Genomic DNA, 15960 nt, shown 5'->3' with positions numbered 1-15960 from the left:
CGCCCTTTTACGATGGCGGAACAGTAGCATGAAGACATTCGAAGTGGCGGTGATCGGTGGAGGTCTCGCCGGCATGATCGCCGCAATCGCGCTTGCGCGCGGCGGTCGCAACGTGGCGCTGGTGGCACCCCTCGCTCCGAAAGAGGATCGACGCACCACGGCGCTGATGGATCAGTCTATCCGCTTCCTCGACCGCCTGGCGCTCTGGGCAAAGCTCCGCTCCGCAACCGCCCCTCTCACCAGCATGCGCATCGTCGACGGCACCGATCGGCTGCTGCGCGCGCCGACCACCACCTTCCGCGCGGCCGAAGTCGGCCTTGATGCCTTCGGCTACAATTTCCCCAACAAGGCGCTGATCGATATCCTCGAAGAGGCCGCAGCCGGCGAGGGCAATATCACCCGCTTTACCGATATGGCCGAATCGCTCGAAATATCGGCTGAAGCCGTCTCGATCACGCTGGCCGGCGGCGAGACGCTGTCGGCCGATTTTGCCGTCGGCGCCGATGGCCGCGGCTCGAAGCTGCGCGAGACATCCGGCATTACCGTGCGCAACTGGTCCTATCCGCAATCGGCCATGGTGCTGAATTTCGCCCATTCGCTGCCGCACCAGAACATCTCGACTGAATTTCACACCAGACACGGCCCCTTCACCCAGGTGCCGCTGCCGGGGAGCCGCTCCAGCCTCGTCTGGGTGCAGGATCCCGCTGAGGCGGCGAGCCGCATGGAATTGCCGCTTACCGAGCTCGGCGCTCTTGTCGAGGCGCGCATGCAATCCATGCTCGGCAAGGTCAGCGTCGAGGAGGGCGTCCAGGTCTGGCCGCTCTCCGGCATGATGGCGCATCGTTTCGGCAAAGGACGCATTGCGCTGATCGGCGAGGCCGCCCATGTCTTCCCGCCGATCGGGGCGCAGGGGCTGAACCTCAGCCTGCGTGATATCATGGCGCTTGCCGATATCCTCTGCGACAGGGCGGAGCTGCCGGTGCCGGCCGATGCCGGCGAAAGCTTCGACCGCAGGCGCCGCGCCGATATCATGACGCGCACGGCCAGTGTCGATATTCTCAACCGCTCGCTGCTTTCGGATTTCCTGCCCGTCCAGATGCTGCGTGCTGCCGGGCTGCATATCCTCTCGGCCATACCGCCGCTGCGCAACATCGTCATGCGCGAGGGCATCGAGCCCGGCCGCGGCTTTCGCGATATTCCGGATGCGCTACGGGAAAAGCTGAAGCGGAAGAAGGCCTGATCGGATCACGATCAGCCAGAGCGAAACGCTCACCACCGAAAACACCGTCGTGATCAGGATCGTCGCCGAGGCGCGCTCCTGCCAGACGCCATATTGCTGGCCGATGACGAAGACGTTGGTCGCCGTCGGCAGGCAGGCGAGCAGCACGGCGGCCTGAATCCAGACCGGCTCGAAACCACCAACCGCCGTCAGCGCAATGAAAACCGCGATCGGATGCAGGATCAGCTTCGCCGGCACGATATAGGAGATCTCGGCCGGGATCCGCTTCAGCGGCCGCAGCGCCAGCGTCACGCCCATGGCAAAGAGCGCGCAGGGCGCTGCCGCCTGGGCGAGATAATCGACCAGGCGCAGAAACGCCAACGGCTGATCGATGTGCAAGGCGGCCACAGCAAAGCCCAGCGCCGTCGACAAAATGAAGGGATGCAGCGCGACCTTGCGCACGATATCGGCGGCGAGCCGACTGGGCGAACGCTTGTCGTCGCCGGCCGCCGCCATCAGCGCCGGCGCCACGATGAAATGCAGCGCGTTCTCGAAGCAGATGATCAGCGCCACCGGCACGGCTGCGCCTTCGCCGAGCGCCAAGAGCGCCAGGCCCGGCCCCATATAGCCGATATTGCCATAGGCGCCGGCAAAGGACTGGATGGTGCAATCGGCAAGCGAATTGCCGTGCACCAGGCGGCCGATGACGAAAAGCAGGATGAAGACCGCATAGGTCGCCGCGATATCGGTGACGATGAAGTCGACGCGCGTGAGCTCCTCGATCGGCGTGCGCGAGACGAGCTTGAAGAAGAGAGCGGGCAGGGCGGCATAGATGATGAAGGTGTTCAGCCAGCCGAGCGCTTCGGCCGGCTGCTTCGTCGCCTTGGCGGCGATGTAACCGATCAGGATCAGGCCGAAGAACGGCAATAGCAGGCTGACGATTTCGGCCAAGAGGTCTTCCGGGGCGCGGGGATGATCGGCGGGTAGGGGATCTGACTTAAGCAATTCCAACGAAACTGTGTAGTGGTTTTTGCGAGCGGAATTGCGCAAAAACAAGAGCAGTTCCAGCAAAAGTGTATAGCGGTTTTGCGTCCGGAATTGCGCAGAAACAAATCGATAGAGCGTGGACTCAATGAGTACACGCTTTATGACCCCAACCCGACAAGCGATCAGTAGTCCCAGAAGGCCGCCACCCAACGAAAGGCGTCGCCGTCGACCGCCACCCGGCCGACGGACGGGAACGGCAGGTGAGTCGCCACCAGCTGCTCGCCGGTCTCCGCCAGTTCGCGCAAAAGACGAACCCGAACGCGCGCCGCCTCCTCGGGGTCATGTTCGAAACCGTTGAACCAGTCGGGATGTTCAAACCCGACCGCGAACACGGCGTCGCCGGCAAACATTAGCCGCTCGCCGCCGGACGTCAGGCGGATCACGCTATGCCCCGGGGTGTGGCCGCCCGTGCGATGGACGACCACGCCCGGCGCCACCTCGTACTCATCATCGAACAGCCTGAGATGGCTGCGATACTCCTTGGCGAACCGCTTGGCGGTAGCGCGAAGCGCGTCCGGGAACCCCGGTGGCATGGAGACCCGGGAGAAATCGGGCGCCTCCCAGAATTTGACCTCGGCCGCCGCCACGTGGATCCGCAGGTCCGGACGCAGCTGGTCCTTCACCCCGTCGACGAGCAATCCGCCAATGTGGTCCATATGCATGTGAGTCAGCACCACGTCGGTCACCGACGCAAGATCGATGCCGGCGGCCTCCAACCGCTTGATCAGCTGCCCGGCGCGCGGCAGGTGCAGGTCCGGGTCGATCCCCAGCCCGGCGTCGAGGAGGATGGTCTGGTCGCCGCTGCGCACCACGACCACGTTCAGCGCCCAGTCGAAAGCATCCGCTGGCAGGAACATGTCTTTCAGCCAGGCCGCTCGGACGGCGGGATCGATGTTGTGTCCCAGCATCGCGGTAGGGAGCGGTAGCACTCCATCGCTGACCACCAGCACCTCAATCTCGCCGACCCGCACCGCGTAGCGCGACGGAACCAATTCGTCGAGCGGAGGTCTGCCGGTGCGTGCGGTGTTTTCCAGGCTCATCTTTGTCTCAAGGTTCATGTTCGTCTCCTTCTGACCGCCGCCTCAAACACGGCATCGACGACGCTACATGGAGGCGTGCTTGCGATCGATTGGTCGAGGGGTAAGGACGAGTGGGGCCGAGGGACAGGACAAGCCATACCACGGCATAGGTGCAGGCCTCGCTTTTTGCTGCCGGCGTGGTGCTGATGGGGGCGGAGTCGATCAGATCAGCGAACGCGGCAAGCCTGCTACCGCCATTTCTCGATGAGAAATCCCGATGGTCTTTGAACGGGATCGGCGTGGGGTATGAGGTACCGACGACATTTTCGTTAGCGTTTCGCTTGAAGCAGCCGAAGTCTGAATGTCGGCATGCTGTCCCTTAGGATAAGCGCCGATGACCTGGAGGTTCGACGTGCAGCCGAGATTCTGATGGCCTGTCCCGGCTGGAAGCACCAGACAGTCTCCGGCCGCCACCGCTATTGCTTGACCGCCGGGACCACCAATCAGCAGCGTGGCGCTACCAAGTGCAATTCCCAGCACTTCATGGGCACCGGAATGGTAGTGCTGCCGCCAAAATAGCCCGCCACCGCAGCGCATCGCGGAGACAACTTCCGACGAAGACGGTGCAGTGGCCGGTCGGTGAAGTTCGTCAGAGCGTGTCGATCAGGCCTCCGTCCACGCGCATCGAAGCTCCAGTCGTTGCGGACGCCAAAGGGGAGGCGAGATAGGTGACGAGATTGGCTATTTCCTCGACGCTCGCGGCGCGTTGGATGATCGAACCGGCGCGGTGCTTCTTGACGAAGTCCGCCGCCACCTCCTCGATCGGTTTCCCCGTCTTCGCACGTTCCTCGGCGAGCATCGCCTCGACGCCTTCCGACAGCGTGGGGCCGGGAAGGACGGAGTTCACGGTGACGCCCGTGCCAGCCATGCGCTTGGCAAGGCCGCGAGCAACCGCGATGTCTGCGGTCTTGCTGACACCGTAGTGGATCATCTCGACCGGAATGTTAAAGCCGGATTCCGACGCGATGAAGATGACGCGGCCCCAATCGAGCTTCTGCATGCCCGGAAGATATGCGCGCGAAAGCCTGACGGCGGACATGACGTTCACCTGCCAGTGTCGGTCCCATACCTCGTCGTCCGCATCGAAGAAGTCTAGCGGCTGGAAGATGCCCGCGTTGTTGATGAGGATGTCCACGTCAGGAACTTGGGCGACAAGAGCGTCACATCCGCCAGCGGTCGCGAGATCCGCTGCCGCCGCGGTCACGCTTCCCTTGGCGCCTTCGCCTTTCAGGCGGTCGGCGGCCTTCGCGGTCTTTTCTTCGGACCGGCCGTTGACCACCACGTCCGCACCCGCCCTCGCGAGCTGGCGGGCGATTGCGTATCCAATGCCTTCAGTGGATCCGGTAACCAGAGCGGTCTTGCCTGTGAGGTCGATCTGCATCTTCTGCTCCTGTGAGGTTGGATGACAGAACGTATGAACTGGCGGCCGGTCTAGCAACAGCCCACGATGCGGATAATCCTTTCGCGAGAGGATGATGTCGGCGGCGGCGTGCTCCCCCGGTATGGCGGGCTGCAATCCGACGGACCGATTTGAAATGGTGCGCCGGGGCGGCGCAAACCAATGAGCTGGCACAACAACATCTGCGGGGCTGCGCTCCAACCTGAAGACGTGGCTCAATTGCAAGATTCCACGTTCACTGGTTGCCCCGATACGATCTTGGGCGCCCTCTCAGACAAACGACTGCGTGCGATTCCTAGCGTATCGTCTAGCCAGGATCGACGGTCACGATCCCTCGTCCGGTATGTTCAAGACCTCTCCGCACGCCTTGCAATGAACGGCGTCGGCGTCATGGCGCTGAAGGCCGCATCGGTGACAGGAATAGGTCACTTTGTGAGGGCGGACCACAGCCTGAGCAAGCCTGACGAATAGGGAAATGCCGACGATCATCGTCACAACGGAAGTGAGCTTGCCCAGCGTTCCCGGAAGCGTGATGTCTCCGAATCCCGTCGTCGTCACCGTCGCGACCGTGAAGTACAGCGCATCGACGAATCCTTCGCTTCCCTCCCTGTTGTAGAAGAAGGACGTATAGACGAACCCGGTTGCCATGAAGAGGAACACAAGGAGGTTGATCACCGCCCGGACGACGTCGAGAAGGTATAAATAGCCAGCCTTGCGCAGCAAGTCCTTGAGCAGCGGACTCGTGCCGATCGCCCAGAACCGCATGATCCGCAGGAAAGCGAAATTGTAGAGCAGGTCCGGCAGCAACAGCGTGGCCAGCACCACGAAGTCGATCCAGGTCATCGGCCGCCGAATCCACTCGCGCAAAGAGAATGCGGCGACCGCCCGGCCGACCATCTCGGCGGCGATCCACACTGCTATCGCATAGTCGATAATCAGATAGGACGGACCGGATCGCAGGTACGGGCCGAGCAGGAAGAAGGCGAGAATGGCGACGTCAATGGCAGCAAATACCAGCCGAAAGGCGACCGCCTGCCTGCCCTCGGCCCTATCGAGCCTTCGCAGTACCTGACGAAGCGAATTTTGCCGAGAGCCGTTGTCGGATTCGAAGCTTTTCATCCAGGGAATGTAGATCCCTGATCGGCGTCCGCAAGTCGCCGAAGAGATCCTTATCGGGGGAATCGTTGTTCTCGTCTGGATAAGATTTGCGCTGCAGGTTGCGCCTCGATCTCAGGCGACGGACCATCCACCGTCCACCAGCAGGTTAGCGCCGGTGATCAGGCTCGCAGCCGGTGATGCAAGGAAGACGACGGCACCCACCACATCATCGGTTTCACCGATCCGGCCGAGTGGAATGTGACCGAGCGTCGCTTCGCGATTGTCGGCATCGGATAGAAAAGGTGCTGTGCCATCGGTGTGAATGAACGTCGGCGATACGGTATTTACGGTGACATTATAGCGTGCCCATTCGGCTGCAAGGCAGCGCGTGAGGTGATTGATTGCCGCCTTGCTCATGCAATAGATTGCCTCGCCGCGCAGTGCCACGGTACCGGCCTGTGAGCTGATGTTGATGATCCGGCCGCCATTGCGCTTGATCATGTGACGGCCCACAGCCTGCGTCATCAGAAAGGTACCCTTGATGTTGACATCGAGTATCTCGTCAAGATCCTTCTCCTCGACGAGTTCCGCGAGATTGCCCGGAGCCACGCCGACATTGTTGACGAGGATGTCGATCCGGCCGAACGTCGCAAGCGCCGCGTCGACGGCATGCGCGATATGGGCCTTATTGGGAATGTCCAATTCAACGGGCAGAACTTTTCGTCCCGTGCCCTCCAGTTCAGCAACCAGGCTCGCCGACGCTGCGACATCGCGGACCCCTAAAACAATATCGGAGCCTGCTGCGGCACAGGCAAGTGCGCAAGCTCGACCGATGCCACGGCTCGCTCCCGTCACCAAAGTCACCTTGCCCTCAAGGCTGAAGTCCGGCGCATTCTTCTGCATCACGATGCCTCCCTCGATGAAGCTCATTTATGGCAGGGTCGGTGGGCGGATGCCAGATGTTCTGCGAGTGCTGAGGAGTGCGACAGTCGAGCTAGGGAAGCCGGCCCCCGCGCTCGACCATTCGTCCGAACTTCAGCAGCAGGCGCTCAAGGTCGGGTTCGTCTACGCGGCGGGCGGCCTCAATCGGCGTCAGCCACACGGAATCTCGCTGCGCCATTTCTGGAAAGCGCTTTCGGCTACGGCGGACTTCCAGTAGGAAGACGGCAACGACCGGTCGCGCTCCACTTCCGTCCTGCATCAGCTTGTCATAGAGGAACTCGCCGAAGGGCTTCTTCTTCGCCCTGCCGATCACGCCAGCTTCCTCCCAGGCCTCACGTTCTGCCACCTTGCGCGGCTTCAGACCTGATATCGGCCATCCCTTCGGGATCATCCAACGTCTCGTCTCCCGCGTCGTGATGAGAAGCACCTGTGGCCCCTTGGGGGTGTTTCGGAAACACAATGCACCATACTGCTGGATCGGCTTCGGATAGACGTCAATCTCATTCATCGTGTCTCCTCATGTTCATCGACGTTCTCGACCGTGCCGGATAGACCGAGGTTCCTTCGCTTAAGGTTCATGGCGTCCTCATGTCAGCGCCAGAAGCGCTTCGTGTCGATGACCTCATCGACTGAGGACTGCGCCATGCCGATCAACGCATTTTTGTCATCGTGGGAAATGACAGAATCTCGAGCAGGGTGGTCGGCCAGTCCATGCTGCTCAAGCACGTCCGGTCCCATAGCCAGATCGTTCAATGCTCCAAGATGGTCCTGCAACTCCTCCATCGCTGCGATAAATTTCCGGTGCCGACGGGCGCCGCGCTTGTCGTCGAACAGCGATCCGAAGAACTCGGCCGCGTAGCGAAGCTTTTTAGCGTCCTTGCGAACCTGGTGACGATGCTCGTCGTCGGTCTCAGCCAGCGCACTGCCATGCTTTTTCAGCTTCTTGCGCATCTTGTCGAGGGCCTTCGCGGCAAACTCCGAAGCCGACGCGTCCTCGGAAGTTGCGCCACCGCCGCCTGCGCGATCGGTGTCACATTGAAGCCACTCGTTGAAATCGAGCATCAGCGCGCGCGCTCTCGCCGATTCCAGAGCCTCGACAGCGTCGCCGTATGCCGTGTTGCGGGCATCCTTGAGCTTGGCCCGAAGGTCGGAGTCCTTCGCCTTCATCAGCAGGACGTCGAGATTACGCGCTTCACCTAGGACGCCAGCGAGCCAGCGAATCTCCCCCTGCAGCCTGCTCGGCTCGTCGCCCGTCAAGAGCGGTTTGAACAGCGAGAACGCAGAGCGGAGACGCCGAAGAGCTACCCGCGCCTGATGAAGGGCTTCGGAATTTCGTCGCTGGAGAAGGATCTCTTCGTTGAGACGGAACTGCCGAAAGCAGGACGCGGCGATCTCTCGAAAGGCGGTAGATGCCTTGATGTTTCGCTCAAGATCGAGGCGCTCTGCCTTGAACATGAATTGCTGCCTGTCCAGTAGTGCCAGACCCCGTTCGGACTTGGACTGAATGCCGAACCGGAAAGGTGCGATCGCGTCGATCTTGCGAATAAATACGAACAGGTCTTTCGGATCGCCGTCCTTCAGTTCGACCTCGATTTCCTGAACAGGCGAGCGCCTGTTGCCAGACGCCACCGCTCCCCGATCGACGACCACCTCCAGCCGAGAGCCGTTCAACTCGATGTTCCAGACGCGGCGCTCAATGAACACGTTAAAAGCGGCTTCCACCTCAAGTTCCGGTCCGAACTCGCTTATGAGAGGGCTCGTATGGTCGAGGACGGGTTCCATCCCTTCAAGGGGGGTCTCCCATTCCGAACGGACAAACAGTGATTTCGCCGGTCCGGATGCCTTCACAGTCTGGACGTGGGAAGCGCCGGTAGAGCGGACACGCAGAGAGAACCCTTTTTCCGACAGCCGACGATCGTCCGTCTCGAAGTAGGTCGAAGACTGCTGCAGTGCCTCGTCAGGCTCCCCGAGAAGATCGGAACCTAAAAGGCTCTCAAGGGCTTCGTTAGAGAGATCGAGCTTGATTTCGCTTTCTGATGGCAAGGCAGGCTCCATTCTGATTGGACGCTCCTCAACGCTTGAGGCCCTGTCATAGTTCGGTTGCGTCACGACGTGATGAAGCAAACTGGACTCTTCAACGTTGCCCAGCTAGCTTGCGCGGGCTTCGAAACCGGAGGCGGACGATGCTCAACGAAAAAGCCCAGACGGAACTTACGAAAACCATGTCTGGTCGCGATGTCGCGCAGGCTGGTGCTCTCTGCTACCGTCGGAACGAAAACGGTGGAGTTGAAGTCCTTTTTGTAGGCAGCCGACGGAACGGTCGATGGGGCATTCCGAAGGGGCACGTCGAAGGTGGTGAGGCCAGCAGCGCCGCGGCGCTGAGAGAGGCGTTCGAGGAGGCCGGGGTCGCAGGCGCCGTGGACAAGGCCGTATTCGGTACGTTTTCTTATCGGAAGGACACGAGTCCCAACCAATACCACGTGGCCGTCCATCTTCTTAAGGTCTGGAGGATCGCGGACAAGTTTCCGGAAAAGGATGCCCGTAAGACACGGTGGTTCCCCTTGGAGACCGCGCTGCGGGAAGCAGCGCAGCCGGGCCTGCGGACGCTGTTGTCGCGGCTTGAGACCGTGGGCGTATGAAGTTCGGTTTCGGCAAATCGCTAGCCCGGCTCCTCAAATCCCAGAAGAAATTCAGCAGGCTGATCGAAAAGGGCCTCAAGGCGCCGCGAAACAAGGCGAAACGCGCGACGCCGACACTCCGTGCCGCGAAACCGACTCTGGTCGAGACGACCGCATTTGGAAGCAATCCCGGCCGCCTGATCATGAAAACCTTCGTGCCGACAGCGCGGCTGCCGAAAAACCCCGCACTTGTGGTCGTGCTTCATGGCTGCCGACAAACACCCGAAAGCCTGGATAGTGCCGCTGGTTTCTCCAAACTCGCAAAAGACCGCGGCTTCGTTCTCCTTTATCCTGAGCAGAGAAGCGCCAATAATTCGCAACGATGCTTCAACTGGTTCCGCCCAAGCGCCGTCGCCAGAGACCGTGGAGAGATGCTGTCCATCAAGCAGATGATCGAACATGCTTGCGAAAGACATCGCATCGATCACTCGAGGATCTTTATCGCAGGACTGTCTGCAGGCGGGGCGATGACGGCCGCGCTCGTTGCCAACTATCCCCCAATGTTCGCAGGCGTCGCGATCATCGCAGGCATGCCCGTCGGATCGGCCCGAGATGCGATATCCGCGTTACGAGCGATGAAGTCGGGCGCGGCGCCGCCGTCCGGCGGCTGGGGGCGACCCGTCACAGAGATCTCTTCCGTGGTCAAGGCGTGGCCCGGAGTAACGATCTGGCAGGGCATGGACGATAGGACTGTGAACCCGGTCAACGCGAGCGCATGCATAGCACAGTGGCTCGAAGTCCAGGGCCTCGATGAAAGCAGCGGACGTGCGGAGGAAAAACCATGGGGCAGATTGCAGTCGTGGCGGGCCACAGACGGTCTTAAGCTGGCCTCCTATTCGGTCAGGAACATGGGGCACGGGCTTCCAATCAAAATGCGGGATGCTACGAAGTCGAGACGATCTGGAGACCCTTACGTCATTGCGGCAGAGATTTCGGCTCCAGCAGAATTGCTGCGACTATGGGGCTTGAAGAGACCTATGCTATAGTCGAAAACGCTGTGGCTAAGCCAAATTTTGTCTATTCCCGTTAACGCAAGGTCATTGACCTGCGGCCCTCTCCCGGCGACCTCATTCGCTATTGCCGTTTCGAACCAAAGCGCCAAATCGGTGAAGTGGCGAGCTCCCTGCGGACTTTTCATCCGAAGCTCAGCCAAGAGGAACGCAGCATGGATGCAAACAGCGGGCTCATCGGGGATAAGGTTGCCGCAAAACGTAGCCAGGAGGACGCAGCCGTCGTTCCGCGCGCGATAGAGAACCACGGCGTCATCGGCGATTTGGCGACGATCGCGCTTGTCGCTACCGACGGCACGATCGATTTTCTATGTTGGCCCGATTTCGACAGTCCGACAATTTTTGCTGCGCTGCTCGACCCGGGAGGTGGTGGCATGTTTCAGATCGCTCCGGAGCTTGCCGACGCCCGCGTGACGCAGCAGTATCTTCCGGATACGAACGTCCTCCTCACACGTTGGATGGGCGACAAGGCAAGCGGCGAACTTACTGATTTCATGTACGTGAAAAACAGCCGTAGCGACGGCTCGAGCATGGTTGTACGGCGCTTTCGTGTGACGCGCGGGAGTTTGAAGTTGCGTATGTCGTGCACTCCTCGGTTCGAATATGCGAGAAGACAGCTCCCGGCGAAGATGGAAGAGGGCGCTGTAATCTGGCGGCAGGCGAACGGCGAGGTTCTACGACTCTTGGCTGGTGTGCCACTCGTCGAGATCGATGGCGGCGTTATCGCCGAGATCACCCTTCAAGCTGGAGAGGGCGTCGATTTCATTCTCGACGACGGTGGCGACAATGCGGAGGAAGCGACCACGGAGGAGATGGAAGATCAGACGGTCGCCTTCTGGCAGAACTGGGCGAGACAGTCGACCTATCGCGGACGCTGGCGCGAAATGGTCAATCGCTCTGCACTGGCGTTGAAGCTCATGACCTCGCGCAAGCACGGGTCGATCGTCGCCGCCGCAACCTTTGGCTTGCCGGAAACCCCCGGTGGCAGCCGCAACTGGGACTATCGCGCCACCTGGATACGCGACGCCTCCTTCACAGTGTATGCATTGATGAGGCTTGGCTATCGCGACGAGGCGATGGCATTCAACGACTGGATCGGCCAGCGGGCGTCGGCATGTGACGCCGGCGGCCGACTGAGGATCATGTATGCGATCGACGGCGGCGAGGTGCCTAATGAGGCCAGCCTCGAGCACCTGCACGGCTATGGCGGTGCGACGCCCGTCCGGGTGGGAAACAACGCTGCAGAACAGTTCCAGCTCGACATCTACGGTGAGCTTCTTGACTCGATCTATCTGAGCAACAAATACGGCCACGCAATCTCTCACGATCACTGGGAGGGGGTTCGAAAGGTTGTGGAGTTTGTCTGCGACCACTGGGAGGATCCTGACGCCGGGATTTGGGAGATGCGCCGCGAGCCACAGGAGTTCCTCCATTCCAGGCTCATGTGTTGGGTGGCGGTCGATCGGGGAATACGTCTCGCGACCAAGCGATCCCTCGCGGCGCCTTTTTCCAAGTGGCATGACGTCAGGAACGACATTTACGAAGACATTTGGAAAAACTTCTGGAACGAGGAGAAGGGGCACTTTGTGCAGACAAAGGGCGGCGACACGCTTGACGCCTCGCTGCTACTCATGCCGCTGGTCAGGTTTGTCAGTGCCACGGACCCGAGGTGGCTGTCGACCTTGACGGCGATCGGCGACCAACTAGCGGACGACGGCGTCGTGCACCGATATCGAAGTAATGACGGCCTTGACGGGGAGGAGGGCGCCTTCTCAGCCTGCTCATTCTGGTATGCAGAGTGTCTCGCACGAGCGGGGGACACCAAGAAGGCTCGCAGGGTCTTCGAGTCGGTTCTGAATTATGCCAACCATCTCGGACTATATGCCGAGGAGTTTGATACCAAGGCGCAGCTCGCTGGCAATTTCCCGCAAGCCTTTACTCATCTCGCTCTCATCAGCGCAGCGTTCTACCTAGATCGCGAGCTCGACGATCGCAATAGCCAGGAATGGCGGCCGTAGAGCCGGCGAATACCGCTCCACGTCCGCGTCCGAGTGGGGGCCGCCTTCAGATGGTAGCAAAGCGTTCGTCAATTCCTCGGACGAAAGTAGGATCGCGCCCGGCCAGCCCCGCCGAATGTACTTCAGCTTAAGTTTTATGCGCTGGCGTTGGCAGTTTGGCTGCCTCGGAACTTTCAATGTCCCCAATCGGTTCGTTCTGTTGTGGAGGAACCGGCCATGTCCAAAAAGAATAATGCCCCATCAAAGCAGCCTGTCAATCGCCCCGACAATAAGGAACCGCCGGAGCCTGACGATCGTAAACACCCGGCCCGTGATACAAGAGAGGCGCCGGTGCCCAACCCAAACGGCGAGCCTGTCGAGAAACTTTAGCGACTGCCAGACCCGTCATTAATTGGCTTTAGGGTCAGCCTCGGTGTTGCTTTGAACAAGCGAGATCCGACCGTTTCGCACGATGACACAAAGACCGATCCTTGGGACCGGCTTGAGCGATAGAGATGGACATTAACTGGGATTACGAGACGAATTTGGACATTCCCGAGCTGAAGTCGGCAAATGCGAGACGAAGACGCACGTCCGTACAAAAGGCGCAACTAAACGCCATCGCTAACATCTGACTTTTTTATGAGAGCAAGTTGCACGGAAGTGTGGGCGCCGCGCTATTTTTGAGGAGCCCAAACACAACCTGCCGCATGGCCGGGAAAATCGGCAACCGGTGGCCTAGCCGATCTGCATCAGGATCGGAAAGGTCTGCTGGAACCAGATCGCAACATTGCTGACCCATCCGAACAGGAAGGCGAAGCCGGTAAGCACAAGGAAGACGCCCATCACCTTTTCTACCGTGCCGAGATGGCGGCGGAAGCGCGACAGGAAGCGCATGAAGGCGCCCGAAAAGCCGGCGGCGATCCAGAAGGGGATGGCAAGGCCGAGCGAATAGATGGCGAGCAGCCCGGCGCCGGAGCCGACCGTCTCGCGCGAGGCGGCAACGCCGAGGATGGCGCCGAGCACCGGGCCGATGCAGGGCGTCCAGCCGAATGCGAAGGCAAGGCCCATAATATAGGCGCCCGTCAGCGTCGCCGGTTTGCCGCTGCCCTGGAAGCGCGCCTCACGCGCCAGCACTCCGATTCGAAAGAGGCCAAGGAAGTTCAATCCCATGACGATGATGATCAGCCCGCCGATCTTCGACAGGAGGTCAAGATGCTGGCGAAGCGCCATGCCGATGCTGGAAGCACCGGCGCCAAGCGCCACGAAGACAGTGGCAAAGCCGAGTGTGAAGAGCAGTGCCGAGAAGAAGACACCGCGCCTGACGTCGGGCGCCACCGCCACCGCACCGCCGCCGCGGAACTGCTCGACGGAGATGCCGGCCATATAGCAGAGATAGGGCGGGACGAGGGGCAGCACGCAGGGCGACAGGAAGGAAAGCGCCCCGGCAATCAGCGCGCTCCACAGGGAAATATCGGCAATCGACACGCATTCTCTCCGGCTGCAATCTGCGTGATGTTCCTATCTTTGCAGGCAAGCGATTGCCAATCACCTTTTTGCGCGCGCAAGAAATCTGTCTTTGCAGGCGAGACGTCTGTCTTGCGCTTGGCAAGAAATGTGCCGACCGCCGGAAAAAGGCAAATTTTTCGGTTGACCGCAATGGGTCGCCTGCCTATGTTCCGCCCACTTCCGGCCGGGGTGGTCACACCCGCGGAGAGGGAGAGCGTAGCTCAGCCGGTAGAGCAACTGACTTTTAATCAGTAGGTCTCGGGTTCGAACCCCGACGCTCTCACCATAATTTGCAAGCAATATCAATACTGTAGTATGTGTAAGGGGCGTCAGTGATTGAGGCCCTTTTACACACTTTACGGCGTATGACGCGGTTTTACGGCACACGATTGGCACATGACACATGGGCATGTAAAACCGCCGGCTGGTGAGGCCGACGGCTGCATACCGTATGGAACACGCCCAGTGCAGGAGCGCTTCGTGCTCAAGGCTGTCCAGCGGCCTCAACCAGAAATTCACTCATCTTTGCTGCCACGTCCTGCTCGCTGACGTCCTGACCAGCCGCTTGAAGATCCGATATAGCTTTCGAGAGAACTCCAGCGTCTCCACCCCCTTTAAAGCGGGCATCAGTGATTTCAGCGCCGTAGCCCGCAACATCATCCCGACCAATGAGGCCCGCAATCCATTGCGCCAAAAGCCTGTCCATGCGAGATTTGAGCTTGATGGACCTCTCGGCGTCTTGGAAGTATTGATCCTCCATCGCCTTTTTGCGGTCACCTAAGTCGGCCATCGTTCTTTCTCCCTGATTTGTGTCGTCTCCGCCTACAGGGTATTTTAGCACATTAAACGCCACACCCATCTGTTTAACGTGATGATTGGCGTTCACGACGAAGTCATCATCTCTTTGGACATCCTGTGTCACGGGATTCTATTCGCACCAGCCGCAAGCCCGAAGCATCGCTTTTCGTCATCATGAACGAGTTGACAAGCGCCGGTATAAATTTCACGGAAAGAGGGGTGGTATTTCGAGAATTCCACCCCGCCAATACGTGCCGGCTGGAACCAACTTCCACTGCGGTCCGTTTTCTTCTCATCGACAAACAGGAGAAATCGACCATGGATTGGAATCGTGTCGAAGGAAACTGGAAGCAGGCGAAAGGCAAGATCAAGGAGCAGTGGGGAAAACTCACTGACGATGATCTCGACCAGATCGCCGGCAAGCGCGACCAGCTGGAAGGCAAGATCCAGGAGCGGTATGGCATCGAAAAGGATCGTATTAAACGCGACATCGATGACTGGACCGGTCGCCAGACTTGGTAATGCCAGACCTGGTAATGACTGAACAAAAACCCGGTGAAAGCCGGGTTTTTGTTGCCGAAGGAGTTAAGCCGGCTGATGACCGTCGGATGTCATGAATATCCGCCAAAAGCCAATAGAAGTGCACCGATCGCGATAACGGCGAGCGCTGGCCAGTTCTGGGATATCCCGAGGAACCTGAGGCCCTGGCGCCGGGGCTCCAGCGTGGTGCCGCCTTGCGGCATTTGATGCGGATTACTCGGTCTTCGACCAAGCACCGAGGTAAAGAGAAAAAGAAGTCCGCCGATGATGACAGCGGCTCCGGTCAGGATTGCCCACATGATGGCCTCCGCTAGCGATGAGGATGTGGGTTAAACCAAATCCGGACCTGATCGTTCCGTGAGCGGCTACTCGCGTGAACAACCGCCGCATCCGAACCAAAAGCGCTCGCGGTGAATTTGACCGCTGAGCAATTCTGGAGATCCTGATGGACAAGACACCGAAGACGGCCATCCGCGGAATGATGTTGTACGTGCTCGCTCTTCTCGTCCTGGGGGTGCTGGCAGGCGCCGCCTACACGATCTATGGCCATCCCGCCGATCCGTCCGAGCGACCGGCGGCCGAGACGATTCAGCAAAAAGCTCCAGCTCCGCAGTGAGATACGTCCTTCCAAGTCATTGATTGTT

16 protein-coding genes, 1 tRNA gene and 1 pseudogene are annotated in these 15960 nt (G+C 59.9%); 7 read left to right on the top strand and 11 right to left on the bottom strand.

Translation table 11 applies throughout. The features are described 5' to 3' along the window. The first annotated feature begins 28 nt into the window (after nt 1-28). On the top strand, nt 29-1240 hold the full coding sequence (locus G9X64_RS04825) for a UbiH/UbiF family hydroxylase (RefSeq protein ID WP_171376056.1): 1212 nt from the start codon (nt 29-31) through the stop codon (nt 1238-1240). On the opposite strand, the gene G9X64_RS04820 is transcribed toward G9X64_RS04825, so the two are convergent. The 8 genes and pseudogenes from G9X64_RS04820 to G9X64_RS04790 form a co-directional block, all read right to left on the bottom strand. Further along, nucleotides 1208-2170, bottom strand: a complete 963-nt coding sequence (locus G9X64_RS04820; protein WP_171376055.1) for an AEC family transporter — start codon at nt 2168-2170, stop codon at nt 1208-1210. The two genes, G9X64_RS04825 and G9X64_RS04820, sit on opposite strands and share 33 nt — an antisense overlap. 218 nt (nt 2171-2388) lie before the next feature. Beyond that, on the bottom strand, nt 2389-3324 hold the full coding sequence (locus G9X64_RS04815; RefSeq protein ID WP_171376054.1) for an MBL fold metallo-hydrolase: 936 nt from the start codon (nt 3322-3324) through the stop codon (nt 2389-2391). Nucleotides 3325-3533: 209 nt separating this feature from the next. Beyond that, a pseudogene (locus G9X64_RS36385) lies at nt 3534-3867 on the bottom strand (cupin); the annotation flags it as partial. A gap of 67 nt (nt 3868-3934) precedes the next feature. After that, the gene (locus G9X64_RS04810) at nt 3935-4726 is read right to left on the bottom strand and encodes an SDR family NAD(P)-dependent oxidoreductase (protein ID WP_129420819.1); all 792 of its coding nucleotides are present in this window, start codon (nt 4724-4726) and stop codon (nt 3935-3937) included. A gap of 342 nt (nt 4727-5068) precedes the next feature. Beyond that, on the bottom strand, nt 5069-5863 hold the full coding sequence (locus G9X64_RS04805) for a potassium channel family protein (protein WP_171376053.1): 795 nt from the start codon (nt 5861-5863) through the stop codon (nt 5069-5071). 111 nt (nt 5864-5974) lie between these two features. Further along, on the bottom strand, nt 5975-6745 hold the full coding sequence (locus tag G9X64_RS04800; protein ID WP_168308877.1) for an SDR family NAD(P)-dependent oxidoreductase: 771 nt from the start codon (nt 6743-6745) through the stop codon (nt 5975-5977). Between the two features lie 91 nt (nt 6746-6836). Next, the gene (locus tag G9X64_RS04795) at nt 6837-7292 is read right to left on the bottom strand and encodes an NUDIX hydrolase (RefSeq protein WP_168308837.1); all 456 of its coding nucleotides are present in this window, start codon (nt 7290-7292) and stop codon (nt 6837-6839) included. A gap of 83 nt (nt 7293-7375) precedes the next feature. After that, entirely contained in the window at nt 7376-8839 is a 1464-nt protein-coding gene (locus G9X64_RS04790; RefSeq protein WP_171376052.1) for a CYTH and CHAD domain-containing protein, read from the bottom strand. 128 nt (nt 8840-8967) lie between these two features. On the opposite strand from G9X64_RS04790, the gene G9X64_RS04785 reads away from it, so the two are divergent. The 3 genes from G9X64_RS04785 to G9X64_RS04775 all read left to right on the top strand — a co-directional run bounded on the left by G9X64_RS04785 (nt 8968) and on the right by G9X64_RS04775 (nt 12490). Next, nucleotides 8968-9423, top strand: a complete 456-nt coding sequence (locus G9X64_RS04785) for an NUDIX hydrolase (protein WP_171376051.1) — start codon at nt 8968-8970, stop codon at nt 9421-9423. Beyond that, on the top strand, nt 9420-10448 hold the full coding sequence (locus tag G9X64_RS04780) for an extracellular catalytic domain type 1 short-chain-length polyhydroxyalkanoate depolymerase (RefSeq protein ID WP_171376050.1): 1029 nt from the start codon (nt 9420-9422) through the stop codon (nt 10446-10448). Before G9X64_RS04785 ends, G9X64_RS04780 begins: the two co-directional genes overlap by 4 nt. A 179-nt stretch (nt 10449-10627) precedes the next feature. Then, complete coding sequence (locus tag G9X64_RS04775) at nt 10628-12490, top strand: glycoside hydrolase family 15 protein (RefSeq protein WP_171376049.1); 1863 nt, start codon at nt 10628-10630, stop codon at nt 12488-12490. Between the two features lie 717 nt (nt 12491-13207). Here the strand turns inward: G9X64_RS04775 and G9X64_RS04770 are convergent. After that, the gene (locus G9X64_RS04770) at nt 13208-13957 is read right to left on the bottom strand and encodes a cytochrome c biogenesis CcdA family protein (protein ID WP_168308842.1); all 750 of its coding nucleotides are present in this window, start codon (nt 13955-13957) and stop codon (nt 13208-13210) included. A 231-nt stretch (nt 13958-14188) separates the two neighbouring features. On the opposite strand from G9X64_RS04770, the gene G9X64_RS04765 reads away from it, so the two are divergent. Then, nucleotides 14189-14264 (top strand) — tRNA-Lys (locus tag G9X64_RS04765). A gap of 198 nt (nt 14265-14462) precedes the next feature. Here G9X64_RS04765 and G9X64_RS04760 read toward each other — a convergent pair. Next, a complete protein-coding gene (locus G9X64_RS04760) occupies nt 14463-14900 on the bottom strand; it encodes an ATPase inhibitor subunit zeta (protein ID WP_312864026.1) in 438 nt (145 codons plus the stop codon). A gap of 194 nt (nt 14901-15094) precedes the next feature. Here G9X64_RS04760 and G9X64_RS04755 point away from each other — a divergent pair, with 194 nt between their 5' ends. Beyond that, nucleotides 15095-15298, top strand: a complete 204-nt coding sequence (locus G9X64_RS04755; RefSeq protein WP_129420829.1) for a CsbD family protein — start codon at nt 15095-15097, stop codon at nt 15296-15298. An 89-nt stretch (nt 15299-15387) separates the two neighbouring features. Here G9X64_RS04755 and G9X64_RS04750 read toward each other — a convergent pair whose 3' ends face one another. After that, complete coding sequence (locus tag G9X64_RS04750) at nt 15388-15615, bottom strand: hypothetical protein (RefSeq protein ID WP_171376048.1); 228 nt, start codon at nt 15613-15615, stop codon at nt 15388-15390. A 146-nt stretch (nt 15616-15761) separates the two neighbouring features. Here G9X64_RS04750 and G9X64_RS04745 point away from each other — a divergent pair, with 146 nt between their 5' ends. Continuing rightward, the gene (locus G9X64_RS04745; protein WP_171376047.1) at nt 15762-15932 is read left to right on the top strand and encodes a hypothetical protein; all 171 of its coding nucleotides are present in this window, start codon (nt 15762-15764) and stop codon (nt 15930-15932) included. The last annotated feature ends 28 nt before the right edge of the window (nt 15933-15960 follow it).

This window comes from Rhizobium sophorae (genome assembly GCF_013087515.1).
In the GTDB taxonomy this organism is placed as follows: Bacteria; Pseudomonadota; Alphaproteobacteria; order Rhizobiales; family Rhizobiaceae; genus Rhizobium; species Rhizobium sophorae.
Note: the sequence above shows the minus strand (reverse complement) of the source record. Positions and strands in the feature narration are given on the sequence as shown.

Bases quoted from the DNA above. Each gene is read 5' to 3' on its own strand.
- G9X64_RS04825 (WP_171376056.1), top strand. From the start codon at position 29: ATGAAGACATTCGAAGTGGCGGTGATCGGTGGAGGTCTCGCCGGCATG.
- G9X64_RS04815 (WP_171376054.1), bottom strand. From the start codon at position 3,324: ATGAACCTTGAGACAAAGATGAGCCTGGAAAACACCGCACGCACCGGC.
- G9X64_RS04810 (WP_129420819.1), bottom strand. From the start codon at position 4,726: ATGCAGATCGACCTCACAGGCAAGACCGCTCTGGTTACCGGATCCACT.
- G9X64_RS04805 (WP_171376053.1), bottom strand. From the start codon at position 5,863: ATGAAAAGCTTCGAATCCGACAACGGCTCTCGGCAAAATTCGCTTCGT.
- G9X64_RS04800 (WP_168308877.1), bottom strand. From the start codon at position 6,745: ATGCAGAAGAATGCGCCGGACTTCAGCCTTGAGGGCAAGGTGACTTTG.
- G9X64_RS04795 (WP_168308837.1), bottom strand. From the start codon at position 7,292: ATGAATGAGATTGACGTCTATCCGAAGCCGATCCAGCAGTATGGTGCA.
- G9X64_RS04790 (WP_171376052.1), bottom strand. From the start codon at position 8,839: ATGGAGCCTGCCTTGCCATCAGAAAGCGAAATCAAGCTCGATCTCTCT.
- G9X64_RS04785 (WP_171376051.1), top strand. From the start codon at position 8,968: ATGCTCAACGAAAAAGCCCAGACGGAACTTACGAAAACCATGTCTGGT.
- G9X64_RS04780 (WP_171376050.1), top strand. From the start codon at position 9,420: ATGAAGTTCGGTTTCGGCAAATCGCTAGCCCGGCTCCTCAAATCCCAG.
- G9X64_RS04775 (WP_171376049.1), top strand. From the start codon at position 10,628: ATGGATGCAAACAGCGGGCTCATCGGGGATAAGGTTGCCGCAAAACGT.
- G9X64_RS04755 (WP_129420829.1), top strand. From the start codon at position 15,095: ATGGATTGGAATCGTGTCGAAGGAAACTGGAAGCAGGCGAAAGGCAAG.
- G9X64_RS04750 (WP_171376048.1), bottom strand. From the start codon at position 15,615: ATGTGGGCAATCCTGACCGGAGCCGCTGTCATCATCGGCGGACTTCTT.
- G9X64_RS04745 (WP_171376047.1), top strand. From the start codon at position 15,762: ATGGACAAGACACCGAAGACGGCCATCCGCGGAATGATGTTGTACGTG.